The organism is Anaerococcus sp. mt242, from assembly GCF_016798225.1.
Taxonomy (GTDB): Bacteria; Bacillota; Clostridia; order Tissierellales; family Peptoniphilaceae; genus Anaerococcus.
On sequence record NZ_JAEUYX010000002.1, the window covers coordinates 65,802 to 91,943 of the forward strand.

Annotated in this window: 23 protein-coding genes; 13 read left to right on the forward strand and 10 right to left on the reverse strand. The window is 30.1% G+C overall.

The window, feature by feature from the left end:
* Positions 1-5: 5 nt before the first annotated feature.
* Genes JNO63_RS01505 through JNO63_RS01535 form a run of 7 tightly spaced genes read left to right on the forward strand, consistent with a single transcriptional unit; the run spans position 6 to position 4,871 of the window.
* Positions 6-266 (forward strand): IreB family regulatory phosphoprotein, encoded by a 261-nt coding sequence (locus JNO63_RS01505; protein WP_203126529.1) that lies wholly within the window; start codon positions 6-8, stop codon positions 264-266.
* Positions 259-678 carry a Holliday junction resolvase RuvX gene (gene ruvX, locus JNO63_RS01510; RefSeq protein ID WP_203126531.1) on the forward strand — a complete coding sequence of 140 codons (420 nt, stop codon included), beginning with the start codon at positions 259-261 and terminating at the stop codon, positions 676-678. The genes JNO63_RS01505 and ruvX overlap by 8 nt, the downstream gene beginning before the upstream one ends.
* Positions 671-913: a DUF1292 domain-containing protein gene (locus JNO63_RS01515; RefSeq protein WP_203126533.1), complete on the forward strand. Its 243-nt coding sequence runs from the start codon at positions 671-673 to the stop codon at positions 911-913. The genes ruvX and JNO63_RS01515 overlap by 8 nt, the downstream gene beginning before the upstream one ends.
* Complete coding sequence (locus JNO63_RS01520; RefSeq protein ID WP_203126535.1) at positions 903-1,331, forward strand: Fur family transcriptional regulator; 429 nt, start codon at positions 903-905, stop codon at positions 1,329-1,331. The genes JNO63_RS01515 and JNO63_RS01520 overlap by 11 nt, the downstream gene beginning before the upstream one ends.
* A gap of 12 nt (positions 1,332-1,343) precedes the next feature.
* Complete coding sequence (locus JNO63_RS01525; RefSeq protein WP_203126537.1) at positions 1,344-3,038, forward strand: ribonuclease J; 1,695 nt, start codon at positions 1,344-1,346, stop codon at positions 3,036-3,038.
* On the forward strand, positions 3,010-3,636 hold the full coding sequence (locus JNO63_RS01530) for an O-methyltransferase (protein ID WP_203126539.1): 627 nt from the start codon (positions 3,010-3,012) through the stop codon (positions 3,634-3,636). Before JNO63_RS01525 ends, JNO63_RS01530 begins: the two co-directional genes overlap by 29 nt.
* Before the next feature lie 2 nt (positions 3,637-3,638).
* A complete protein-coding gene (locus JNO63_RS01535; protein ID WP_203126540.1) occupies positions 3,639-4,871 on the forward strand; it encodes a peptidase U32 family protein in 1,233 nt (410 codons plus the stop codon).
* Between the two features lie 35 nt (positions 4,872-4,906).
* Here the strand turns inward: JNO63_RS01535 and JNO63_RS01540 are convergent, their stop codons facing one another.
* Positions 4,907-5,191: a hypothetical protein gene (locus tag JNO63_RS01540; protein ID WP_203126541.1), complete on the reverse strand. Its 285-nt coding sequence runs from the start codon at positions 5,189-5,191 to the stop codon at positions 4,907-4,909.
* A 57-nt stretch (positions 5,192-5,248) separates the two neighbouring features.
* Entirely contained in the window at positions 5,249-6,469 is a 1,221-nt protein-coding gene (gene pepT, locus JNO63_RS01545; protein ID WP_203126542.1) for a peptidase T, read from the reverse strand.
* 87 nt (positions 6,470-6,556) lie between these two features.
* On the opposite strand from pepT, the gene dut reads away from it, so the two are divergent.
* Genes dut through JNO63_RS01575 form a run of 6 tightly spaced genes read left to right on the forward strand, consistent with a single transcriptional unit; the run spans position 6,557 to position 14,191 of the window.
* Positions 6,557-6,988 carry a dUTP diphosphatase gene (dut, locus tag JNO63_RS01550; RefSeq protein WP_203126543.1) on the forward strand — a complete coding sequence of 144 codons (432 nt, stop codon included), beginning with the start codon at positions 6,557-6,559 and terminating at the stop codon, positions 6,986-6,988.
* Positions 6,988-7,524 carry a hypothetical protein gene (locus tag JNO63_RS01555; RefSeq protein ID WP_203126544.1) on the forward strand — a complete coding sequence of 179 codons (537 nt, stop codon included), beginning with the start codon at positions 6,988-6,990 and terminating at the stop codon, positions 7,522-7,524. Before dut ends, JNO63_RS01555 begins: the two co-directional genes overlap by 1 nt.
* Positions 7,525-7,584: 60 nt before the next feature.
* A complete protein-coding gene (gene mutS, locus JNO63_RS01560; protein WP_203126545.1) occupies positions 7,585-10,194 on the forward strand; it encodes a DNA mismatch repair protein MutS in 2,610 nt (869 codons plus the stop codon).
* The gene (mutL, locus tag JNO63_RS01565) at positions 10,194-11,987 is read left to right on the forward strand and encodes a DNA mismatch repair endonuclease MutL (RefSeq protein ID WP_203126546.1); all 1,794 of its coding nucleotides are present in this window, start codon (positions 10,194-10,196) and stop codon (positions 11,985-11,987) included. Before mutS ends, mutL begins: the two co-directional genes overlap by 1 nt.
* A complete protein-coding gene (gene miaA, locus JNO63_RS01570; protein ID WP_203126548.1) occupies positions 11,977-12,924 on the forward strand; it encodes a tRNA (adenosine(37)-N6)-dimethylallyltransferase MiaA in 948 nt (315 codons plus the stop codon). Before mutL ends, miaA begins: the two co-directional genes overlap by 11 nt.
* Positions 12,914-14,191 carry a methionine gamma-lyase family protein gene (locus JNO63_RS01575; protein ID WP_203126550.1) on the forward strand — a complete coding sequence of 426 codons (1,278 nt, stop codon included), beginning with the start codon at positions 12,914-12,916 and terminating at the stop codon, positions 14,189-14,191. Before miaA ends, JNO63_RS01575 begins: the two co-directional genes overlap by 11 nt.
* Before the next feature lie 12 nt (positions 14,192-14,203).
* Here the strand turns inward: JNO63_RS01575 and JNO63_RS01580 are convergent, their stop codons facing one another.
* The 8 genes from JNO63_RS01580 to priA all read right to left on the reverse strand — a co-directional run bounded on the left by JNO63_RS01580 (position 14,204) and on the right by priA (position 26,141).
* Entirely contained in the window at positions 14,204-15,190 is a 987-nt protein-coding gene (locus tag JNO63_RS01580; protein ID WP_203126552.1) for a tyrosine recombinase XerC, read from the reverse strand.
* A gap of 301 nt (positions 15,191-15,491) precedes the next feature.
* Positions 15,492-17,033: a ribonuclease Y gene (gene rny, locus JNO63_RS01585; RefSeq protein ID WP_203126554.1), complete on the reverse strand. Its 1,542-nt coding sequence runs from the start codon at positions 17,031-17,033 to the stop codon at positions 15,492-15,494.
* Between the two features lie 106 nt (positions 17,034-17,139).
* On the reverse strand, positions 17,140-18,888 hold the full coding sequence (locus JNO63_RS01590; RefSeq protein WP_203126556.1) for an ABC transporter ATP-binding protein: 1,749 nt from the start codon (positions 18,886-18,888) through the stop codon (positions 17,140-17,142).
* Positions 18,881-20,617 carry an ABC transporter ATP-binding protein gene (locus JNO63_RS01595; RefSeq protein WP_203126558.1) on the reverse strand — a complete coding sequence of 579 codons (1,737 nt, stop codon included), beginning with the start codon at positions 20,615-20,617 and terminating at the stop codon, positions 18,881-18,883. Before JNO63_RS01595 ends, JNO63_RS01590 begins: the two co-directional genes overlap by 8 nt.
* A 96-nt stretch (positions 20,618-20,713) precedes the next feature.
* On the reverse strand, positions 20,714-21,382 hold the full coding sequence (gene tsf, locus JNO63_RS01600; protein WP_203126560.1) for a translation elongation factor Ts: 669 nt from the start codon (positions 21,380-21,382) through the stop codon (positions 20,714-20,716).
* An 11-nt stretch (positions 21,383-21,393) separates the two neighbouring features.
* Positions 21,394-22,245 carry a 30S ribosomal protein S2 gene (gene rpsB, locus JNO63_RS01605; protein ID WP_203126562.1) on the reverse strand — a complete coding sequence of 284 codons (852 nt, stop codon included), beginning with the start codon at positions 22,243-22,245 and terminating at the stop codon, positions 21,394-21,396.
* A 137-nt stretch (positions 22,246-22,382) separates the two neighbouring features.
* The gene (gene ftsY, locus JNO63_RS01610; RefSeq protein WP_203126564.1) at positions 22,383-23,747 is read right to left on the reverse strand and encodes a signal recognition particle-docking protein FtsY; all 1,365 of its coding nucleotides are present in this window, start codon (positions 23,745-23,747) and stop codon (positions 22,383-22,385) included.
* Between the two features lie 9 nt (positions 23,748-23,756).
* Positions 23,757-26,141, reverse strand: a complete 2,385-nt coding sequence (gene priA, locus JNO63_RS01615) for a primosomal protein N' (protein WP_338014976.1) — start codon at positions 26,139-26,141, stop codon at positions 23,757-23,759.
* Between the last annotated feature and the right edge of the window lies 1 nt (position 26,142).

Below are 26,142 nucleotides of genomic sequence, written 5' to 3' on the forward strand. Positions count from 1 at the left end.
TTATTATGACTGAAAAACATAACTTTAATGAAACAATAGCTTTCAAACCAGAAAGAGAAGATCAAAAGGATATCAGAGAGATTCTAACAACTGTTTACAGTTCTCTAGAAGAAAAAGGATACAAACCATCTAGCCAAATTGTTGGTTATTTACTTTCAGGCGATCCAACATATATCACAGCTCACAATGGAGCACGAAAATTAATTCGTGCTGTTGACCGTGACGAAATATTAGAAGAATTATTAAATAATTATATCAATGACTAGGATAATGGGTCTTGATGTGGGGGATAAAACAATTGGGGTTGCATTAAGCGACCCTATGTTTTTGATAGCAAATCCACTAGAGACAATAAAAAGGAAAAAAGCTAGTCTAGATATTCAAAGACTTGTTGAATTAATAAATGAAAATGATGTAGAAGAAATTGTAGTTGGCCTACCTAAAAATATGAATAATTCCATTGGACCTCAATCTATGAAAGTCATGAGCTTTGTCGATTTATTAAAAAAACAAACAGACAAAGAAATAGTATACCAAGATGAGAGGATGACAACAATTCAATCAGAGAGAGTTTTAATTGATATGGATGTCAGACGTGAGAATAGAAAAGAGCATATAGATAAGATAGCAGCCAGCTTCATTCTACAAACATATTTAGACAGGAGAAAGAATGGATAGTATTTTTTTATATGATGAAGATAATAATGAAGTCGAATTTAATATAATAGATACTTTCGGAGTAGATGACAAAAATTTCTGTGCTTTACAACAGTTTGATGATGAATTGATAATGATTATGGAAGTCATTAACAATGGTGATGAAGTATTATTCAAATCAATAGATAATCAAGATGAATTAGATGAAATTATCAAATTGTATGAAGAAATGAAAGAAGATGGCAATGGAAACTAATGAAATTCGCAAAATTTTTGATGAGAATAATCAAAAATTTACGAGGCAAAGAGAAATAATTTTTAATGTTTTAAAGGATAGCTCTGCTAAACATGTGACACCTGAAGAATTATTTTCAAAGGTTCATCAAGAGCATAAGCAAGTAGGTATAGCAACAATTTATAGAACTTTAAATCTATTTGAAGAATTAGGAATTGTAAATAAACAAGAGTTTACTGACCAAGCTTATACCTATGAGCTTATTGATCCTATAAATGATCATCACGATCATATGATTTGCACAAATTGTGGAAAAATTATTGAGGATGAATTTTTATCAAAATCTAACTTAGCAGAATCGTTAAAAGAAAATTATGATTTTGAATTAAAAAATTATTCATTAAGAATTTATGGAATTTGCTCCGATTGCAGAAAATAATAAGGAGTAAAAATGTCAAATGAAAAGAAACTGAGAGTAATCCCTTTAGGTGGGTTACAAGAAATAGGTAAAAACTGTACACTTGTCGAATACGGCAACGATATGGTTATGATAGATTGTGGATTAACTTTCCCAAATGAAGAAATGCTTGGGGTGGATATCGTTATTCCTGATTTTACCTATGTAGAAGAAAATAAGAAAAAATTAGGCGGAATATTTGTAACCCATGGTCACGAAGACCACATAGGGGCAATACCTTATTTTCTAAAAAATGTAGATACAAATGTGTATTGTTCTAAGCTTACTAAGGGTCTATTAGAAAATAAATTTAAAGAGCATGGACTAAACCCAAATAAAATAAAAATGGTTAATGTAAATAATAAGGTAAAGGTTGGAGAATTAAGCCTAGAATTTATTAGAGTGAGCCACTCCATACCAGATTCTTGTGCAATAGCTGTTAAATCTCCAGTAGGTACAATCTTATTTACAGGAGACTTTAAAATGGATTTTACACCTATAGATGGTGATCCAACAGATATTCAAAGAATAGCTGAGCTTGGCAAAAAAGGACTATTAGCCTTATATTGTGATTCTACAAATGTAGAAAGACCAGGATACTCAATAAGTGAAAGAGAAGTAGGTGATACATTTGTAAGAATATTCGGTCAAGTATCTGGACGTATTATTGTTGCAACATTTGCATCTAATCTACACAGAGTTCAACAAATCATTTATGCAGCTGAAAGATATAATAGAAAAGTTGCTCTATCAGGTAGATCAATGATGAACAATGTAAAAATTGCCAGTGATCTAGGGTATCTCAAAGTTAAAAATAATACATTAATTGAGATGAAAAACATCAAAAATTATGCAGATGATGAAATTGTAGTACTATCTACAGGTACACAAGGTGAACCTTTATCAGCTTTAACTCGTATGGCAAATGGAGAACATAAACAAGTACATTTAAATGAAACTGATACTGTTATCCTTTCATCATCAGCAATTCCTGGAAATGAAATTGCAATAAATAATGTTATTAATAAACTAACTAGAATTGGTGTAAATATTGTATATTCATCTTTAGCAAGAGTACACGCATCTGGACACGCTTGCCAAGAAGAGATTAAACTTATGTATCAACTTGCAACCCCTAGATTTCTAATCCCCGCTCACGGTGAAGCTCGTCAACTTCATACACATGAAGAGATAGCAGTTTCTATGGGAATGGATAAGCAAAATATTTACATTCTTGAAAATGGTGATGTAATTGAGTTTACAAAAAAATCTGCCTCATTAGCTGGAAAAGTTCAAGCAGGAAACGTACTAGTTGATGGTTCAGGAATAGGCGATGTTGGTAATATAGTTCTTAAGGATAGAAAACATCTATCAGAAGATGGACTAATGGTAGTATCAATTACCTTTGATAGAAATACTCAAACATTACTAGCAGGACCAGAAATAGTATCCCGTGGTTTTGTCTATGTTAAAGAAAACCAAGATATTATTGAAAATGCAAAAGAAGTTGTAATCAGATCATTTGAAAAATGCCAAAAAGAAGAAATTAGAGCTATCAGCCAAATTAAATATCAAATTAGGGAAGATTTAAAATCTTATTTATATAATGAACTTGGCCGTGATCCAATGATTTTACCAGTAATTTCAGAAGTGGAAAATAATGAAATATATAAATTATCCTCATACTAGTCTTTATTTAGAAAAACTAATTGAGGATAGGGATTTTTTAGACTTGCGTGAATACGCAGAGGCTAATAATGTCCCTATAATGAATGTTGAAACCAAAGAGTTTATTAAAACCATTCTTATAAGTAAAAATCCTAAAAGTATTTTAGAAATAGGATCAGCTATAGGTTATTCTGCCCTAGTTTTTGATAAGTATACAAAGGCTGATATAACAACTATTGAGCTTGATAAAAGCACAGCAAAAAAAGCTAAGGAAAATTTTAAAAAGTATAATGCTGATATAAAAATAATAAATGATGATGCACAAAAAGCCTTGGATGAAATACATCAAGGCTTTGATTTTGTATTTATTGATGCAAATAAAGCTCATTATAGAGAATATTTTGAAAAAACTTCAAAACTATTAAACGATGGTGGCATAATAATTGCTGATAATGTATTATTTAAAGGAATGGTTTTAAATGATGATTACGTTGATAAACGTATGATTACTATAGTTAAAAGATTAAGAAATTACCTAGCTTATATAATGGATAGAGAAGATTTTCAAAGTACTATTATCCCTATAGGTGATGGTTTAACTTTAAGTATTAAGGAGTAAAAATGAAAAATAAAAAGGTAGAATTACTTGCCCCCGCTGGGGATATGGAAAGATTAGAAGCTGCAATAAAGTTTGGTGCAGATGCAGTATTTATGGCAGGAGACAGCTTTGGCCTACGAGCAAACGCTAAAAATTTTGATAGAGAAGCTATGAAAAAAGCTGTAGATTATGCTCATGATAATGGAGTTCGTGTTCACATTACTATGAATATAGTCCCACACGATGATGACATGATTGGTCTAGAAGATTATCTTAAATATTTAAATGAAATAGGTGTTGATGCACTTATCATCTCAGACCCTGGTATATTCTCAATTGCAAAAGAACTTACAGATATAGAGCTTCACGTTTCAACACAAGCGTCTGTTACCAATACAGCTACTGTCAATTTTTGGCATAAAATGGGTGCCAAAAGAGTTATTTTAGCTCGTGAATTGTCATTAGAAGAGATAATTGAAATAAGAAATAATACTCCTAAAGACTTAGAAATAGAAGTTTTTGTCCACGGTGCCATGTGCATTTCTTATTCAGGAAGATGTTTATTGAGTAACTATATGACAGGCCGTGATGCAAATAGAGGCGATTGTTCCCAAGCATGCAGATGGAAATATTCTATCCAAGAAGAAAATAGACCAGGAGAATATTATCCAATCGAAGAAAATGGATCTGGCACATATATAATGAACTCAAAAGATCTTTGCCTAATCGATGAGTTGGATAAGCTAATTGAAGCAGGAATAGATAGTTTTAAAATCGAAGGTAGAATGAAAACTGCTTTTTATGTAGCAACTGTAATAAGGTCTTATAGACAAGTGATAGATGCATATTACGAGAGCGATTATAATGAGAAGACAGTTGAAAAATATTTTAATGAACTACAAAAAGCTAGCCATAGACATTACACAAAAGGATTCTTCCACAAAAAACCAGATGGGGAAGATCAAATATATGAAAATTCATCATATATAAGAAAATATGATTTTATAGGTACTGTTTTAGACTATAATCCAGAAACAAAGGAAGCTATAATTGAGCAAAGAAATAGATTTTTCCCTGGTGAAGAAATAGAGATATTTGGAAATTCAAAAGATTTCTACGAATATACTATAGAAAATATGAGGAATTCTAAAGGCGAAGAGATTGAAGTTGCTAACAAACCAAAAGAAAAAATATATATGAATATAGATTTACCTTTAGAAGTAGGGGATATGCTAAGACGTGTAATTAACGAATAAAAAAGAGCCGTTTGGCTCTTTTTTATATATAATTATTATTCATTTTCTGAAGGGTTTTCTGAAAGTTCATCTACTCTTGTTCTTCTACCTTCAGCTGTTGGTCCAGATACATATCCAGCTTCATCAACATCTGTATTTCTGTATTCTGTATCTGTATGATATTTTACATCAGGATCGCTGCTTCTTTCTGTTTCATCTAAGTTGTTAGCAACGTCTTCTAATTCTTCGTCACCTTCGTATTGGCTAGAGTCTGATTCTTGTCCTGTTTTAGGATCTTCTACTTTTGTTTCTTCTTCGTCGTATTTTTTTTCTTCAGTCATATTAAAAAACTCCTTTATACATTTTATAATATTATACCCAACTTCATTATATAATACTTAACAATCTTTAGCAATCACTTTTACAATTTCAATAATTGTTTCTGATGATTTTTCCAAAAATTCAATAGGAAGCATTTCATACACTCCATGGAAATTTAATCCACCTGCAAAAATATTTGGGCAAGGTAATCCCATAAAAGATAATTTTGAGCCATCTGTACCACCACGTACTGGACTTATTATAGGTTCGATACCTAAATTTTCCATAGCAGTTTTTGCATAATTTACGATTTCGGGCTTGTCTTTTAAAATCTCTCCCATATTGTAGTAACTATCATTTATCTCTATATTTATTATATCACCATATATGTCGTTTAAATAATTTTTATTAGCGATAAATTGATTTTTCATAGATTCAAATTCTTCTCTATCATGATGGCGGATAATATATTCCATATTTGTATTTTCAATATCGCCATTAATCTCGATTAAATGATAAAAACCTTCATAACCTTCTGTATGTTCTGGACGTTTGACCTCTCCCAAAAGTCTATCAAATTCAAAAGCTACTGATGTAGAATTAATCATAGTATCTTTTGCAGAACCAGGGTGAACAGATTTACCTTTAACATGAACTTTTGCTGCAGCACCATTAAATGTTTCGTATTCTAGCTCGCCTAAATATCCACCATCTATTGTATAGGCAAAATCAGCACCAAAACTTTCTACATCAAAAGTATCAGCTCCAGTTCCTATTTCCTCATCAGGTGTAAAGGCTATTTTTATATCACCATGCTCAATTTCTGGATGGTTTACAAAATACTCTGCCATATTCATAATTGCTGCAATACCAGCTTTATCATCAGCACCCAGTAAAGTTTCGCCTCGTGTTGTTATTAGATTTAACCCTACTAAATCTTTAAGAACTGGAAAATCTTCAACGGTAATAGAGCGTTTATCGTTAAGCTTGATATCCCCACCTTTATACTCAATTATTTGGGGATCATCAATTTTACCTGGCATTTCCGGAGATGTATCCATATGAGAAATAAATCCAACTTTTGGTAAATCTTTATCAGTGTTTGATTTTATCTCTGAAAAAACAAATGCTTCATCGTTAATAGTCGCAGTTAAACCCAAATTTTCTAATTCTTTTTTTAGTTCATTCGCTAAATCCCATTGACCTAACGAAGATGGTTTTTGACTGTCTCCATTTTTTGGATTACTTTTTGTATCATAAGAAATGTACTTTAAAAATCTTTTAGTTATATTATCCATATTCAACCTCTTTTCTTATTTTTACTATACTTTCCTTTGTAATCTGGGGCAAAAATTGGTATATTAATCTTTAGTGAAGGTGATATAATGACAAAAAAATTAAAAATTGTAACTGAAAATATAATACCACAATATGCTACATCTGAAGCTGCAGGAATTGATTTATATTGTTCAACTAAAGAAGATATAGAAATAAAACCAAAAGAGACTGTCAAAATTGATACAAATTTAAAAGTTCAAATTCCAAAAGGTTATTTTGGTGCAGTGTACCCACGTTCGTCTACAGGTGTAAAAAGAAAATTAATGCTTGCTAACACAATAGGAGTTATTGATTCTGATTATAGGGGTGAGATCATGATTTACTTTTATAATTATGGAGAAGAGACTCAAATAATTAAAAATGGTGATCGTTTAGCACAACTTGTAATACAACCATATCAACAATTTGAAATTGAAAAAGTTGATAGTTTAGATGAATCCGATAGGGGTGAGGGTGGATTTGGTTCCACTGGTAGATAATGGATAGAAGAAAAGTAAATAGAAAGTTAAAGAAAAATAAGTATAGAATTATAATCTCTATTGTAGCAATATTATCGATTATCTTAATTGCAGCATTCATACACAAAAAAAATATAGAAAGTGCCATTGCAAAATATGATAATGAAATTTTAATTGTAAAGGGAAATGGAGATCAGCTAGATTCTTTAACATTAAAAGAAATTAGAAAATCAGGTGGGGAGAAAAAAACAATTAGTATTAATAACGGACTTGAAAAAGTGGATATCGAGGGAGTTTCTATTGATAAAATTATAGGAAACCTAAATATTAATTTAAAAGATAGAGCAGTAATGCTAATAGAAGATAATGATGGCAATCAAAAGCGTCTTTCAATGTCAGCAGCTCTTGAGCCTGAAAGAGTGTATTTAGTTTATAAAATAGATGGATCACCAGTTTTTGATTTAAATCAACGTAATGGAAAAATGTTATTAATAGATACAAGTGCAGACTCATCTGCATCTTGGGTTAGAAATGTTAAAACCATTGATATTGAGTAATTGCTCACCCCGAGGGTGGGCTTTTTTTATGGTATAATGTTAGATAGAAGAGGAAATACTATGAAAGATAATTTTACATATGAAAAGTTAACACCAATGCTAAAACATTATATAGATGTCAAAAATAGTTTTAAAGATGCCTTACTACTTTATAGGGTAGGGGATTTTTATGAAACATTCTTTGACGATGCTATTATAACTAGTAAGGCTTTAGGACTAACCCTAACAGGAAAAGAATGTGGTCATGATAAAAAAGCTCCTATGTGTGGTGTTCCTCATCATGTTATAGATAATTATGTAAATAAGTTAGTGAAAAAGGGATACAAGGTTGCATTGTGTGATCAGATAGAAGATCCAAAACAAGCAAAAGGATTAGTAAAGCGTGCTATAACTCGCGTGATAACCCCAGGGACCATTACTGATATGGAATCCCTAGAAAATCGTGAAAATAATTATCTATTATCAATCTTTCAAAATAACTTTGGTTTATCTTTATCGTATTGTGACATATCAACTGGTGCTATATTTACAATAGAGTTAAAAGGATCAGATGATTTCATAGCAAAACAAGCTATTGATCAGATAGAAAAAATAGATCCGTCTGAAATAATTATAAATGGAAATTATAAACTCAGAGAGCTTTCAAGATATCTGAATCAAAGCACCAATATATTTATAAATTACATAGAAGATAATGGTCAATATGATAACAGTGTTGATACCATAATAGCCCATCTAGGAGATGATAATTTTAAAAAAATTTCTAATAAAAGACTATCAATAGTATCTTTGGCAAATCTTCTAGATTATATATATGAGTTTTATGATGATAACTTAAAACATATCAATAATATTGAAGTCTTAGAAGTATCAAACTACTTGGAACTTGAAGCAAATACCCGCACAAATTTAGAACTTCATAGAAATTTAAATAATAATACTAAAGATGATACAGTTCTAAAAATTCTAGATCAAGCCGATACTGCAATGGGCTCAAGAATTATAAATGAATGGCTAGAACGCCCTTTAATTGATATTGAAAAAATAAATAGAAGGCTAGATATAGTTGAATATTTCTTTGAAAACCCAATTGATTCTCAAAATATTTCTAACTTCTTAGATGACATTTACGATCTGGAAAGATTGGTTGGTAAGATTTCATACAAAAGAGCAAATGCCAGAGATATGATTTCACTTAAGAATTCTCTAAAAAATATTCCAGAGTTAAAATCATATTTAGAAAATATTGATAATGAAAATATAAAAAATTTAGGTATCAATCTTCCTGGAGTAAATGCTTTATGGGATATCTTAGAAAATTCAATAGTTGACGAACCACCTATTTCTATTACTGAAGGTGGGATTATTAAGACGGGCTTTAATAAAAATCTAGATATTTTAAAGACTGAATCAACTAACGCTGTTGAAAAACTAAGTCAATATGAAATTAGCGAACGCGAAAGAACTGGCATAAAAAATTTCAAGATAGTATTTAATAAAAATAATGGATACTCTATAGAAATAACAAAAAGTAATCTGGACAAGGTTCCAAATTCTTATATAAGAAAGCAAACTTTAAAAAATCAAGAAAGATACACAACTGAAACTCTTGAAAAACTTTCAAATCTTATCCTAGGTGGAAAGGATAAGGTAAATGACTTAGAATATCAAATATTTAACAATATAAGAGATGAAATATTAGATCAAACCTTAATGTTACAATCACTTGCCAAAATGATAGCAAATATAGATGCACTTAATACTCTAGCTCGTGTAGCAGTTTCAAATAATTATGTAAGACCAGAGTTAAATAATGATGATGAAATAATTATCAACAATGGTAGACATCCTGTTATTGAGTTAAATCTAAAAGAAAATGAGTTTATAGCAAATGATACAGAAATAGGGAAAGACGATAATATAATTCAAATCATTACCGGACCAAACATGGCTGGGAAATCAACTTATATGAGACAAATGGCAATTATTATAATACTTGCTCAAATGGGGTCATTTGTTCCTGCATCTTACGCAAAAATAGGAATCTGTGATAAAGTTTTTACTAGAATTGGAGCTAGTGATAATATCTCAAAAGGTGAATCTACATTTATGCTTGAAATGAATGAGGTATCAAATATTTTAAAAAATGCTAGTTCAAAATCATTTGTCATATTAGATGAAGTAGGCAGGGGTACTTCTTCAGATGATGGTCTTAGTATTGCTATGGCCCTAGTAGAATATATCTCAAAGAAAAAGCAATTTAAAACAGTATTCGCAACCCATTTCCATGAACTTACAATTTTGGAAAATGAACTAAATAACGTGGTCAATCTTAAAATTGAAATTTTAAATGAAAATGATAATCTAGTTTTCCTTAGAAAAATAAAAAGAGGTAAGTCAAATCGCAGCTACGGTATTGAAGTAGCAAAACTAAGCGGTCTGCCTAATGAAGTCATAACAAATGCACAAAAATTTATGGAAAAACTTGATAGTGATGAAGTATTTAATTTGGATAAGACTACGGATATAAAAAATACCTTAGATGAAATTAACGATGATAAAATTAATGATATCAAGCAATTATCAGCTAATATCGATATCAATGAACTTACACCTATTGAGGCTATCAATAAACTAAACACTTTAGTTGAAAGGATCAATGAATTATAATGCCAATAATAAAATTAGATGATAGAACAATAGAACAAATAGCTGCAGGTGAAGTTATAGAATCTCCTGTTTCTGTCGTTAAAGAATTGGTGGAAAATTCAATAGATGCAGATGCAAAAAATATAGTCATAGAAATTAAAAAGGGCGGCAAATCTTATATCCGTGTAACAGATGATGGCAGGGGAATAGCAAATGATCAAATGCGCTTAGCATTTGAAAAGCACACTACATCTAAAATCAAAGATTTTTCTGACCTTTATGATATATACTCATTAGGATTTAGGGGCGAAGCCCTTGCGAGTATAGTTACTGTCAGTCAAGTAAAAGCAATTTCTAAAACTGAGAATGATGCTATTGGCAAAAAGTTTGAATTTTTGAATAATAGTTTTAAAGAATCATCTATAGCTACAAATAATGGTACAAGTATTGAAGTAATTAATTTATTTAACAATATACCAGTAAGAAAGAAATTTCTAAAATCTGATATTGCAGAATCAAATGCTATATCAAAACTTATGTACTCCCTGGCAATAGGATATGAGGGCCTTTCCTTAAAATATATAAAAGATGGTAGAATAGAGTTTAAGACTAATGCAAATGAGCCTTTGAATATTAGAATTGCTAAGTTACTGGATAAAAATCTCAAAGATAATTTGATAAAAGTAGATAGTACAGATGATATTTATCATATAAACGGATATATCTCTTCATCAAATTACTACAGGGGAAGCAGAAATCTACAATATCTTTATGTCAATAATAGACTTATAGATAGCAATCTTATTACAAAAATAATAGAAAAAGAATATAAATCTCTAATACCTCAGGGAAGATTTCCAGCCTTTTTCTTATTTTTAGATACAAATCCTAAGAACTTGGATATTAATGTTCATCCTAACAAAAGAACTATCAAGTTTAATTACGAAGATAAATTGATAAGTTTGATAGAAAAAACAATTAATCAATCACTAAGAGAAAATGTAAACCCCAATTCTATAAAAATATTAGAAAAAAAAGAGAATTCTATCCCAGACTTGACTAATTATCAAAATCTTTTGAATTCTTATAGCGGATTTAATATAGTTAGAGAAGAGAAATCGTCATATGAAACCGATAATAGTTTTTTTGATACTGATAATACTATAGATTTAGAAACTAAGAAGTCTCTAAAAACGCCAATCAAGGATACAATAGAATTAGATAAAGTAGAAGAAACTTCATTTGTAAACGACAATACATTTTTATACTTAACTAGTATATTTGATAGATATTCAGTCTTTAAAGCAACTGATGATAAAATATATCTCATGGATCACAGAAGAGCTGATCAATCTATAAAATTTCACAAATATATAAAAGATTTGGAAGATTCAACAATTGTATCCCAATTACTATTAAATCCATTGATTATTAATTTAAAGGCTGATGAAAAACTTCGATATGAAACTAATAAAGTCTTTATAAAATCATTAGGTTTTGATATAGAAGATTTTGGAAATAGCCAATTAATTGTAAGATCTGTTCCACACATATTTGAAGATGCTGAGAACGAAAACTTAATTAGAGATTTAATAGATATGGATTTAAAAGAAAAAAATGAAGTCTTTTTCAAAAAAATATATAAATTAGTTAAGGATACTTCATTTAGAAAAGGTCACATTATTAATCAAGAGACAGCAGAACAACTTATGGAACAAATTTTTAAACTAGAGAACCCTTATAAATCTTATGATGGTAAGACTGTAATCTTGGAATTAGATGAAGACACTTTGGAGAAATATTTTGAAAAATAATGTAATAATTATAACCGGTCCTACTGCTAGTGGTAAGAGCGATATAGCTATACAAATAGCGAAGGCCTTCAATGGAGAAATAATATCCGCAGATAGTCAACAAGTCTATCAAAATATGGACATAGGAACAAACAAAACTAAGAAATTTGATGGTATAAAACATCATTTGCTAGATATTATAAATCCAGATGAGAACTTCAGTGTAGAGGATTTTTCCAATAGGGCAAATGTGTTGATTCAAGATATAAATAACAGAGGAAAAGTTCCGATAATTGCTGGGGGAACAGGATTTTATATTGATTCTATATTATTTGATATGAATTATGGTCAAGTTTCTCAAAAACCAAAACTACGTCAAAATTTACAGGGCATAGCAGATGAAAAGGGTAATGAGTATCTTTATAACAAATTAGAAGATATCGATCCAAAAACAGCTAAAAAATACCATCCAAATGAAACTAATAGGATAATTAGAGCTTTAGAAATATATGAAGTTACAGGCAAGGCTCCATCAGAAGTCCGCTTAGGAGAAAAAGAACTTAACAAAGATATTAATCCAATATTATTTTTTTTAAACTATAACGATAGAACTAGTATTTATGAAAAAATTAACAATCGAGTTATTAAAATGATTGACGAAGGTTTAATAGAAGAATTTACCGAAGTTACAAAAAAATATAATTTAGATCAAGATTCTCAGTCAATGGCCGCAATCGGTTACAAAGAGTTATTTCCCTTTATAAGGAATGAGATTGATATAGATGAATTAATCGATTTAATACAAAAAAATACTAGACACTATGCTAAAAGACAAACTACATGGATGAAACGTTATTTACAATATGGTTTTACCCATGAAATTATTATGGATAATATTGATAAAAATGATGCCGCTGATGCTATTATCAGCATTATAAAGGAAACATATGAATTTTAATGAAATATATGAACACTACAATATAAATCCGGCATTTGATGAAATAATTAAAGATGCTGAGACAAGTTTAAGTGATGAATTTAATAATTTAGAGAAAATTTCAGAATTTAACCAATTAAAAGTGCTAAAAGCTTTTAATAAACATAATTTAAATACCCAAGATTTTATATCTGCTACAGGCTACGGATATGCAGATACCGGACGTGAAAAGGTCGAAAAGATTTTTGCAGATATTTTTAAATCAGAAGATGCCTTAGTAAGACCTAGTATAGTTGCTGGAACTCATGCGCTTTCATTAGTGTTATTTGCTCTATTAAACCATGGGGACAAAATGGTAGCTATTACTGATGATCCTTATGATACAATGCAACAAGTTATAGGTATTGCAGGTGATAAAAAAGGAAATTTAATATCAAAGGGTGTTTCATATGATAAGTTATCATTAGATGAAAACAACCTTATAGATTATAAAAATATTCCAAAAATTATTGATAAAGACACAAAACTTGCGTTAATACAAAGGTCAACTGGTTATACTCAAAGACGTGCATTTACAATTGATGAAATTGAAAAAGCTGTAAAAGAAATAAAAAAAGTAAATCCTAATACTATAGTTTTTGTAGATAATTGTTATGGAGAATTTACAGAAGATAAAGAACCTATTGAAGTTGGAGTTGATATCGTTGCAGGATCCTTAATAAAAAATTTAGGTGGTGGAATTGCTATAACAGGTGGCTATATATGCGGAAAGTCTGAGCTTATAGAATATTGTTCAAACACTTTGACTGCACCTGGTATTGGAAAAGATGAAGGTTTAAGTTTTGGGACTACAAGAAATGTATTGCAAGGTTTATATTTTGCACCACATATAGTAAAAGAAGCTATAAAAGTTGGTTTATTATTCGGAAAAGTTTTTGAAGATTTTGGTTATGATGTAATACCAAAAGTTGATGACCCAAGAAGTGACATTGTTCAATCCATTATATTTAAAGATCCTGAAAAGGTAATCACTTTCTGTAAATCAATACAAGAAGCAGCTACTGTTGATTCTAATTTAGTTCCAGAACCATTTCCAATGCCGGGTTATGAAGATCCAGTAATTATGGCTGCAGGTGGATTTGTTGAAGGAGCAACTTCCGAGCTATCTGCTGATGGACCACTAAGAGCACCATATGTGGCATATTTGCAAGGTGGATTAAATTATTACCATGGAAAGCACGCTCTAAAATGCGTTTTAAGCAATTTTAAAAAACTAGGATACATATAGGTACCCTAGTTTTTATATGTCTAAATTTGAAAGTGGGTTTTTATTAACTGCTTTTTTTAAATCTTCATCTTCAAGATGAGTATAAATTTGAGTAGTAGAAATGCTGGTGTGACCAAGTATATCTTTTAAAGCTCTAATGTCTACGTTACCGTATTTATACATAAGGGTTGCTGCAGTATGGCGGAGCTTATGAGTTGAATAAACTGAAGTATCAAAGCCTGCTTTTCGTAAGTATTTTTCTATTGTAGATTGAACAGTTCTATTAGAAATTCGTTGTTTACGAGTAGATATAAAGAGGGCGTCTATATATAAGTCATTTAAATATTCTTTCCTTACTCTTAAATAATGGTGTATTAATTTAAGAGCATTTTCTGTAAGGTAAATAGTGCGTTCTTTATTTCCTTTTCCAATTATTTTAAAATGGTCATTTTCTATATCTGAGACATTAATACTAACTAGTTCTGATAGACGCATACCAGTTGTGAGAAAAGTGAATACTATTGCCAGATCACGAGCTCTTAGAAAGTCGTTTTTTTCAGTGTTTATCACATTTAATAAACGTTCTGTTTCTTCTAAGGTGAGGTAGACTGGTTGTCTTTTGCTTATTTTCGGGTTTTTAAGTTTAACTGTTACATTCTTATCAATTACTTCAATTTCTTGATATAGGTAATTATAGAATGAACGCAGAGCGGAAATTTTTCTGGATCTAGTAGTAGGATTATCATCTTTTTCATTATCTAAATAAGAAAGATATGAGTAAAAATCAGTTATATTTAAAAATCCTAAAAAATTTGCGTCAATTACTTTATTTATATCTAAAGGGTTAAAATCATTTATAAAAGATTGCTTGTCGCCATAATATAATTTTCTAATAATTTGATATTCGAAAAATACTTCTAAGTCATACGAATATTCTTTAATAGTTGTGGTAGAAAGACCACGGATTGATTTTAAATAATTTAAGTAATCGGTAAGTATAATAGGTTTTGTGTTTGACATTTGAAAAATTCCTTAATTTTAATGGTTTTTTACTTTATATATAATAATCTTACCTCTATTTAATTTTTTTACAATTATTGCACAAAATTATTATTTTGTGCAATAATTTATAAACACGATTCTCTCCTCCGTTAGAAATATTCAAGCAATTAAAATTATTGCTAGAATTTTTCCTAAACTTCGTATAACAAACTTTAATAATTACATGTCTTACATATTTAAAATATACTTATTTATGTTAAATTAAAAAACTGCCAGTTAAGGCAGTTTAGTTTAAAAGTTCATTAGTATTTCTAATAAATTATCTTGCATATTCTATTGCATTTGATTCTCTTAAGACGTTTACTTTAATTTCTCCTGGATATTCTAATTCTTCTTCGATACGTTTTGCAATCTCTCTAGCAATTACAATCATTTCATCATCTGTTATTCTATCTGGCTTAACCATTATTCTAAGTTCTCTACCAGCTTGTAAGGCAAATGATTTATCTATACCTTCATAAGAATTAGCTATAGCTTCTAAGTTTTCTAATCGTTTAATATAGTTTTCTAAACTTTCACGACGTGCACCTGGCCTAGCTGCCGATATGGCATCAGCCGTTTGAACCAATATCGATTCTACGCAGTTTGGTTCAACTTCTCCATGGTGTGATTGAATGGCGTTTATAACATATTTATTTTCGCCATATCTAGTTGCGTATTCTATACCCAACTCTACGTGTGTACCTTCCATCTCTTGGTCTATAGCTTTACCAATATCATGTAAAAGTCCACTACGACGAGCTGTTTGGGGATCTGCCCCTATTTCTTCGGCAAGCATTCCTGCAAGTTGTGCAACTTCTACGGAGTGTTTCATAATATTTTGTCCATAACTTGTTCTAAACTTCATTTTACCTACAAGTCTTACAAGTTGTGGATGAAGATTACGAACTCCAGCCGCTTCAACAGCTTGTTCACCATCTTCGATTATTCTTTGTTCCACTTCATCTTCTGCTTTTTGCAAAGTTTCTTCTATCCTAGATGGATTTATACGACCATCCTGAATTAATCGTTCTAAAGCAACTTTAGCAATTTCTCTACGTACTGGTTCAAAAGATGAAATTACAACCGCTTCTGGAGTATCATCTATAATTAAGTCTACGCCTGATAGTTGTTCGAAGGCTCTGATATTTCTACCTTCACGGCCAATTATACGACCCTTCATTTCATCATTTGGTAAAGTTACTACTGAAACTGTATTTTCAGCTACTTGATCTGCTGCATATCTTTGAATTGTTGTAGCTAGGATTTCTGTAGCCATTTTTTTACTTTCAGCTTTAATCTTTTCTTCAGCTTCTTTAATTAATTTTGCAGTTTCGTGGACCGTTTCTTTTTTTACGTCATTAAGAATTATTTCTTTAGCTTCACTATTTGTTAGGCCTGCAATATTTTGCAATTTCAACTGTTGTTCTTCAATCAGTTTATCAATGCTGTCTTCTTTTTGTTTTAACCTCTTCTGATCACTAGAGATTTGATCAGCTTTTTTGTCAATCAATAAAGCTCTATTGTCAAGACTTTCTTCTTTTTTAAATAAGCGAGCCTCTTTTTTGTCGAGTTCATCGCTTCTTTTGCTTAACTTCTTATCATTTTCTAATTTTATTTTAGATATTTCATCTTTTGCTTCAACAAGAGTTTCACGACGTAGTGTTTCTGCTTGCCTATTAGCATCTTCGATGATTTGACGACTGAGCTCATCCGCAGCGCCAATCTTTTTTTCACTAGATTTTTTCTGATAAAGGAAGCCTAAAATAAAAGCTAACAATACGAAGGCGACAGTAATGATTATAACAATTGGATTATCCATTTATTATCACCTCCTATTAAATTCTTGGAAAATACATTCCTTTATAATTATACCATAAATTGATAATTATACGAATAATGAAAATAAAAAACTCTTTAGAATTAGTCTAAAGAGTTTGATTTTCTTTTATTTGTTTATCATACATTTCTTTATAGTAACCATTTGATGCTATTAATGTATCATGATTGCCTGATTCCACTATTTTTCCATATGATAATACAATTATATTATCAACATCTTTTATAGTAGATAGCCTGTGAGCAATTATAAAAGTAGTTCTATTTTCTTTTAATTTGTTAATCCCATCTTGGATTATTGTTTCGGTTTCAGTATCTATATTACTAGTTGCTTCATCTAATATTAAAATTTTAGGATTTCTAATATAAGCACGAGCAAAACTAATCAGTTGTTTTTCACCCTGTGATAGGTTGGATCCATTTTCTAAGACCTCGCTATGAATACCTTTATCGATAAGTCTTTGTCCACCAACTGCAATTAACGATTCCTTTATTTCTTCATCAGAAAAATCAAGTCCTAAAGTTATATTTTGTGCTATATCTGCTTTGAATAGGAAAGCATCTTGTAAAACTACAGCCATATCTTTTCTTAGCTGATCTCTATTTACTTTTGATATATCTTTGCCACCAATAGTAATTTTACCACTATCAGTTTTATAAAAGTTAAGTAACAAGTTTATAAGGGTGGATTTTCCAGACCCTGTTTGGCCCACAAAAGCTATTGATTCTCCTTTATCAACTTTAAAAGACATACCTTTTATAACTTCTTCACCTTCTATATATGAAAACCTAACATTATCAAAAATAATCTCTTCATCTATGCTATTAATACTATCAGTAAGCTCTTCTTGAGAATCTAGTTTTAGTAATTCAAATATATGATTTGCTGATGCAATTGATTCTTGGACTTCACCAAATCTCATAATAGAAAAACGTATTTCGTCAAAAAGTCTAGTTGTATAATCAAAAATAACATAAAGACTACCAATACTTACTTCATACCATTGTGTTAATTGACCAAGACCAAAATATATTAAAATAATAATTGAAGCTATATAAGAAACTATGTCCATAGCTCTAAATCCAGAATATGATCTAAGTTTTGCAAGTTTTTTAGCCTCAGAAAATATATGATTATTTGTCTCATTAAATTTATCTTTTATATAATTTTCCTTGTTATAAACTTGAATTAGTTCCATATTTTGAATGTACTCATTAATTTTAGCATTAATTTCTGAAGTACTTTTTCTAATCTCACCAGTATATTTTCTTGTATATCCAGTATATGATTTTGTAATAATATATACTAATGGTGATAGGATAAGAAGCATTAATCCAGCGATTGGATTAGTTGCAAAAATTACAACAATAAGTCCAACTATTAGTATAAATGCTGTAACAATATCTGAAAAAATTAATCTAAACATATTTTTTACTTTATTAGTATCATTTGTTATCCTAGATGAAATTTTACCAGCAGGAAGATTATCAAAATAAGAAATAGGAAAAGAATTAACTTTTTTATAAACATCATTTTGAATATCAAAAGCTACATTGTTAGCAGCTACCTCAAACGAAATAAAAGTTTTATTTAAAAAGAAACCCGCAAGAGCATTTACTAAAAAATAAATGATTAATAGCCAAATAATTATTTTTATAGATTCATTATCCATACCTTCTTTTATAACATTATTAATCAAATATCCTATAATAAGTGGAGATATTATTTCTAATATTGTTCTAGAAAATGAAAATAAAAAACCTTTTATAAAAGCAGTTTGTTGTTTCTTTGCATAGGATTTTAACAAGTTTAAAGAAAAGTTGTCCCTTTTAATCATTTAAACTACCTCCACTTATCTGATTTTCATATTGTTTCTTATACCAAGTATCTCTGCTCATTAGTGATTGATGATTGCCTTGATCTACAATTTTTCCCTCATCTAATACAATTATTTGATCACAATTTTGCACTTGACTTATTCTGTGAGCGATAATGATTGTAGTTTTATCCTCTCTAATTTTTATTAAATTATTAATGATATTTTGTTCAGTATTAGCATCAACCGCACTCATTGCATCATCTAGAATTAAAATTTGTGGATTAGATAAAACTGCCCTAGCAATAGCTAATCTTTGTTTTTGTCCTCCAGATAGAGATACACCCTTTTCACCAGTAAGAGTACCTAGTCCATCAGAAAATTCATTAACATCTTTAGTAAAATCAGCAATTTCAATAGCTTTTTTTACTTCCTCATCTTTTGCATATGGATTTGAAAACTTGATATTATTTAAAATGGTATCTGAAAATATCATGTGTCTTTGTGGTACATAACCAATCTTATCTTTAAAAGATTTAGCAGAAACTTCGTTAAAATAATCGGTTCCAATTATAATTGAATCTTTATCAACCTTGTATATATCTAATAATTGTCTGATTAGTGTTGTTTTTCCACTTCCAGTTTTTCCTATAATACCGATAGAAGATCCATTTTTAATATTCAAATTGAGATTATTTAATGCCAATTCATTACTAGATGGATATTTGTAGAAATGATTAACAAAGGTGATATCCAGAGGGTAATCTACAACTTTTTTATTATCGGAAATTTTAATTTCTTCTTTATAATTTAAAATTTCTAGTATTCTATCCATTGCTGCACTTGCTTGTTGGTGCAGATTTAAAAACTCACCAACTGCAAACATAGGCCAGATAAGCATATTTAAATAATAAGTAAATGATACTAGTTTGCCTACGCTAAGTGCCCCTTTAGAAATCAAATAAGATCCATAACCCACTGCTATTACATATGATAGAGATGTTAAAACCCTTTCAAAAGGCTCAATTATCGCTCTAATTCTTTCAAGATCTACGTTGTTATTTGCTAGTTCACGAGCTTTTTTGTTAAACCTTTGTTCACGCAAGTTACCAATATTATAAACTCGTATGATTCTAATTCCCTGCACATCCTCTAAGACTTCATCAGTCAAATCATCAAATGATTTGTTTACCTCCTTACTTCTTTTATAAATTTTTTTCATAATACGAGTAAGGCCAAAACCAAGAGCTATGAAAGGTAGCACTGCATAAATTGTCATTTTAAAATCTATAGTGATTACCATCATAGCAACTATAAAAATTGGAAAAAGTGCAGCATCAAAAAACGCTAACAATCCGAAACCTGCAAATTGTGCTACTTGGCTAACATCTTGAGTAGATTTACTCATAAGTGATCCAGTAGGATTATTTTCAAAAAATCGCTGAGACTGTTTTAAAAATTTACTCATCAGCATGTCACGAGATGTATACTCCATTAAAGCTGATGCTTTAAATATATTGAATGACCAGCCTATTGCTGTAACATACTTTAGAATTATTAGTATAAAAGAGATGGCAATCATTTGGATAAATTTATCCATAGTTAAATTCCCAGTATATACAAGATCAATTATTTTACCTGTAACATATGGTAAAAAAAGAGAGATAATGTCACTTAGTACTAAAGAAATAGATCCAATTATATAATTTCTTTTAGCATACTTGAAAAACCAAGAAAAATTCTTGAACATATAAATTCCTTTTAAAAATTTTTATTAAAAAATAGCCAGTAAAAAACTGACTATTTATGTTTCTAATTATAATTTAAATCTAAGATTCAAATTTAATTATGCATTCATTTGTGATGCTACTTCTGATGCGAAATCTTCTTCTTTTTTCTCAATTCCTTCACCAACTTCGAATCTAGCAAATCTTCTGATTTTGATGTTTTCCCCAACTTTGCTTGCTACTTCTCTTAGAAGTTCTTCTACTGTTTGGTCTGGGTTTTTGATATATGGTTGATCTAATAGGCATACTTCTGAAAGATATTTTTTAAGTCTACCTTCAACTTTTTTCTCAGCAATCATTTTTTTCTTATCTTCTGGCATATCTGCTGAAGCTTCATTAATTGCTTGATTTACTAAGATTTCTCTTTGTTCAGCTATATCATTTTCGTCTGCATCTTCTTCAGAAATATATAAAGGATTTGCTGCAGCTATGTGCATAGCAAGGTCTCTTGCAAAGTCTTTTACTGAATCGGTATTTGCAGAAAAGTCTGTTTCTGTATTAATTTCTACAATAACTCCAATTTTGTTGTTGTGAATGTATGAACCAATAACACCTTCAGCTGCAACGCGTCCTGCTTTTTTATCTAATGTAGCTTGTCCTTTTTCTTTTAAAAGTTTTACAGCTGCATCGATATCACCATTAGATTCTTCTAAGGCTTTTTTGCAGTCCATCATTCCAGCGCCTGTCATTTCTCTTAATTCTTTTACTAAACTTGCACTTACTGCCATCTTATTTCTCCTTAATTTTCTTCTGTTTCTTCGTGAGCAGCTGTTTCGATTTCTTCTGCTGCATTTTCTAATTCTTCGTTTGATAGAGGAGCTTCTTCCTCAGCTTTTTCTTCACTTTCTACTGAAGTTTCTTCATCATCATCTGTAGGGATGAAATCTTCTTCAGATGGATCAAATTCGCTTCCTTGATTTGCTTCTACAACTGCATCAGCGATTACTGTTGTAATAAGTTTTACTGCACGGATAGCATCATCGTTACCTGGGATAGCTAAGTCAACTTCATCTGGGTCACAGTTTGTATCTACAATTGCTACAACTGGAATACCTAGAATGTGAGCTTCGTGAATTGCGATTGATTCTTCACCTGGATCAACAACGAATAGTACATCAGGAAGTTTTTCCATATCTTTAATACCGCCAAGGTTTTTTTCTAATTTATCCATTTCTTTTTGGTATTGTAGTACTTCTTTTTTAGGTAGAAGATCAAATGTTCCATCTTCTTCCATTTGTTCATATCTTTTTAGTTTTTCAACACTTTTTCTGATTGTGTTAAAGTTTGTTAACATACCACCTAACCATCTGTTAGATACGTAGTATTGGCCAGATCTTTTTGCTTCTTGTTCGATAGCATCTTGAGCTTGTTTTTTAGTTCCTACAAATAAAACATCTCCGCCGTCTGCTACTATGTCTCTAATCATCGCATAAGCATCCTCAATTTGAGTTGCTGTTTTTTGTAAATCGATAATATAGATACCATTTCTTTCTGTGAAGATGTATCTAGCCATTTTAGGGTTCCATCTTCTTGTTTGGTGTCCAAAGTGTACACCAGCTTCTAGTAATTTTTTCATTGAAACTACTGCCATATATATTCCTCCGTTTTCTTCTTCCACGCTCTTCTTTTGAACATTTAACCACAATTGGCAACGAAATGTCCATCCGAGTGTGTGTATATTTTTGTAGTACTGTAATATTTTACTATAGACTTATTAAAATATCAATACTAAAACATAGCTTCTACAAAAGATTCTGAGTCAAATTTTTCTAGATTATCGATTCCCTCACCAAGCCCTATATATTTTACAGGTACATCAAGTTCTACTTGTAATGGGAATATTATTCCTCCCTTGGCTGTACCATCAAGTTTTGTAAGTATTAGACCTGAAATATCTGTAACATTTTTAAATTCTCTTAACTGATTTACTGCATTTTGACCTGTTGTTGCATCTAAAACTAAGATGTTTTCACGTGTTGCACTACCAGCATGGGTATCAATTGTTTTGTTTATCTTTTCTAACTCTTTCATCAAGTTTTTCTTATTGTGAAGACGTCCTGCTGTATCACAAATCAAAACATCTACATTTTTACTCTTAGCAGATTTTATAGCATCAAATATTACTGCAGATGGATCTGCTCCCTCGCTATGGGCTATCATTTCAACATTAGATTTATCCGCCCATTCTCCAAGCTGTTCAATAGCCGCTGCCCTAAATGTATCCGCAGCAGCAAACATTACAGATTTACCATCTTTTTGTAAGCTATGAGCAAGCTTTCCTATAGTAGTTGTTTTACCAACACCATTAACCCCTATTACAAGTACAATAGCTAGTTCATTTGGTACGATATTTAAGTTATTGTTTAGATTATTTTCATCTAGTTTATTTACCATTATCTCTTTTAGAACTGGATATATTTGGTCAGAATCTTTTATACTTTGTCTTTTTATTTCATCACGCAAATTATCCACTATATTTAAAGTAGAATCCATACCTATATCAGAAGATATTAAGATTTCCTCTAGTTCTTCATAAAGGTCATCATCTATTTTAACATTTGCAGTAAATAGATTTTTTATTTGTGAAGAAAATTGATCACGAGTTTTGATTAGTCCTTCTTTTAATCTGTCAAAAAATCCTAGCTTTTCTTCATTAGACTCATTAAGATTTTCTGTGTAATCTTCCTCAGGATAAGATTCTTGGTCTTGATCATAATCATAAGATAAGTCTTCGGAGTAGTTATCATCTTCGTAATTATAATTTAAATTTTCATCATATTCAGAATTAGTATTATCAAAATAAATCGGTTCATCAGATACAGGTCTATCTTCAAAACTATATCCATCATCTTTATCTAATTTAGAATAAGAGTCTTTATCTGATCCGGTGGAAGCTGATGGCTCAAAAACTAGTTTTTCCTCATTATTTTCATCGACTGGTATATTATCAACTTCTCCTTGATTGTTTTCCATATAAAACTCATCATCGGATAAATTATTTTCTTCTTCAAAATAATTATCTTCATAATTTTCGTCTAAATTCTCTTCTCTAGCTTCGTCATCTTTTTTCTTTTTTTTAAAAAAATCAAACATTTTTGCTCCTTAATTTATATTCGTAGGATTTAAGGCTGGAATAAAACTTGTTTGCTTATATTTATTTATAAATTCATTTCGCAATTTATTTACAGTATCTCGTACAAAATCCAAATCTTTATTCCCGACTTTTATAATAATATTATACCTATGTTTATTGTTTATTCTTGATATTTTACAAGGATTTGGACCTATTATTTCTACTTGATCTAAAGCCATAAGTTCATTTCTTAACATTGTAGTAAATTTCCTTGATATATCAATTGTATTGATTCTATCGGTATCAATAATTTTTATTGTAATTATATTTTTATAAGGTGGATACGAAAAAGCACTTCTTTCAATCAATTCATTTTTGTAATAATTAGCATAGTCACTATTTTTTACAGCTTGAATAACGAAATTATCGGGCCTATAGGTTTGTATAATTACTTTTCCTTTTTTCTTATCTCTACCACTTCTACCAGCCACTTGAGTTAGTAATTGAAAAGTATTTTCTTGAGACCTAAAATCTCCTACATTTAAACTTAGGTCAGCGGAAATAATTCCAACAAGAGTCACATTTTTAAAATCCAAACCTTTTGCAATCATTTGCGTTCCTAATAGGATATCAATTTTATTGTTTTTCATACCTTCATACATTTTCTCATAGGTTGATTTGCTTGTGGCTTTCATACTATCCATACGCATAATATTTGCTTGTGGAAATAAACGTCTTACTTCCTCTTCTAATTTTTCTGTTCCAGCACCAAATTCCTTAATTTTTTTAGAATGGCAATTTGGACAAACATTGGGCTGATTTTTGGTTCGCCCGCAATAATGACAAATTAATTTATCTATTTTTTTATGATAGGTCATCGCCACATCACAAGCTTCACATTTTATAACATAACCGCAAGTCCTACAAAAGGTATAAGAATTATGACCTATTTTATTTAGAAATAGGATAGTTTGCTCTTTTTTTTCTAGATTATTTCTTATTTCTTCTTGTAATTTATAGCTAAGTACTGAATAATTAGAATTTTTAAGCTCATCTTTCAGGTCTATAACTTCTATATCTGGTAGATTGTTATTTACTCTTTTGTGTAAATGGATTATTTCATATTCCCCATTTTGAGTTCTACTCATGGTATTTATTGATGGAGTAGCTGAAGCTAATATCAAATTGCAATTATTGTAATTAGCTCTAAATTTAGCTATCTCATCGGTATGATATTTGGGATCTTGTGATGAAATGTATGAGTTATCATGTTCTTCATCTATAATTATTATTCCTAAATTTTTAAATGGTGCAAATATGGCAGATCTTGCACCGATCGCAATCTTTACTTCGCCATTATTTATCATTCGCCATTGATCAAATCTTTCGCTTGGAGTAAGTCTAGAATGAATTATTGCGATTTTTTCATCAAAACGCCCTTTAAATCTTTCAATTGTTTGAGGAGTTAGTGATATTTCCGGAACGAGTATTATTGCTTCTTTGCCCTGGTTAATTATTTCTTCTACCATTTGTAAAAATATTTCTGTCTTACCTGATCCAGTAACACCAAACAGTAAAAAATGGCCAGCAGGATTTGATTTTATTTTTTTAAAAGCTGATAGCTGCTCATCATTTAGGGTGAACTTCTTATATTTATTATAATTGCTGGTAATTTCTTTTTTTGATTCGCGTTTTATAATTTCAACTATTCCTTTTTTAACCAAAGCATTTAGGCTAGATTTTGCTGCTTGTGTATCCCTTAATACTTTAAGAAGATTACTTTCACCATGTTTTCTTAGATAATCAATTATAGCCATTTGCTTACTTGCATTTGCATTTAAGGAAATATTCTTACCAGTTAAAAATACAAACTCATCATATCGAACATTGTGAGTGTTTTTTATATCGTATGAAATTCCAATTTTACCTTCATCAACTAAATTAAATATTTGTTCCTTAATTTCACCAAAATTATTAGTGATCTCCGCCATGGTCTTGCTTTTTTTTAAGAAATTTAAAATTTCAGAATCTTCATCAGATTTTGAATAATAGAAAGTTTTTATATTTTTAATATCGGTTGGTGGCATTACCTGTTTTAATGACGCTTGGATTGGGGACATGTAAGTTTCGCTCATAAAAAAGGCTAAATCCATTAACTCATCTGAAATTAGCCTTTTATCATCGATGATTTCTAAAATATCCTTTATTTCATAATCAACATCTATATCTTCAATCATCTCATAAACAAACATCTCATAAACAAAAGCAACGCTAGTTTTGTTTCCCCTGCCAAAAGGAACTATAACTCTCATTGCTATGTCTATTTTATTATTAAATTTTTCTGGTATATGATAGGTAAAGCTACGATTTAAAAATCTACTTTTGCTATCAATTATTACTTTTGCGTAAATAATA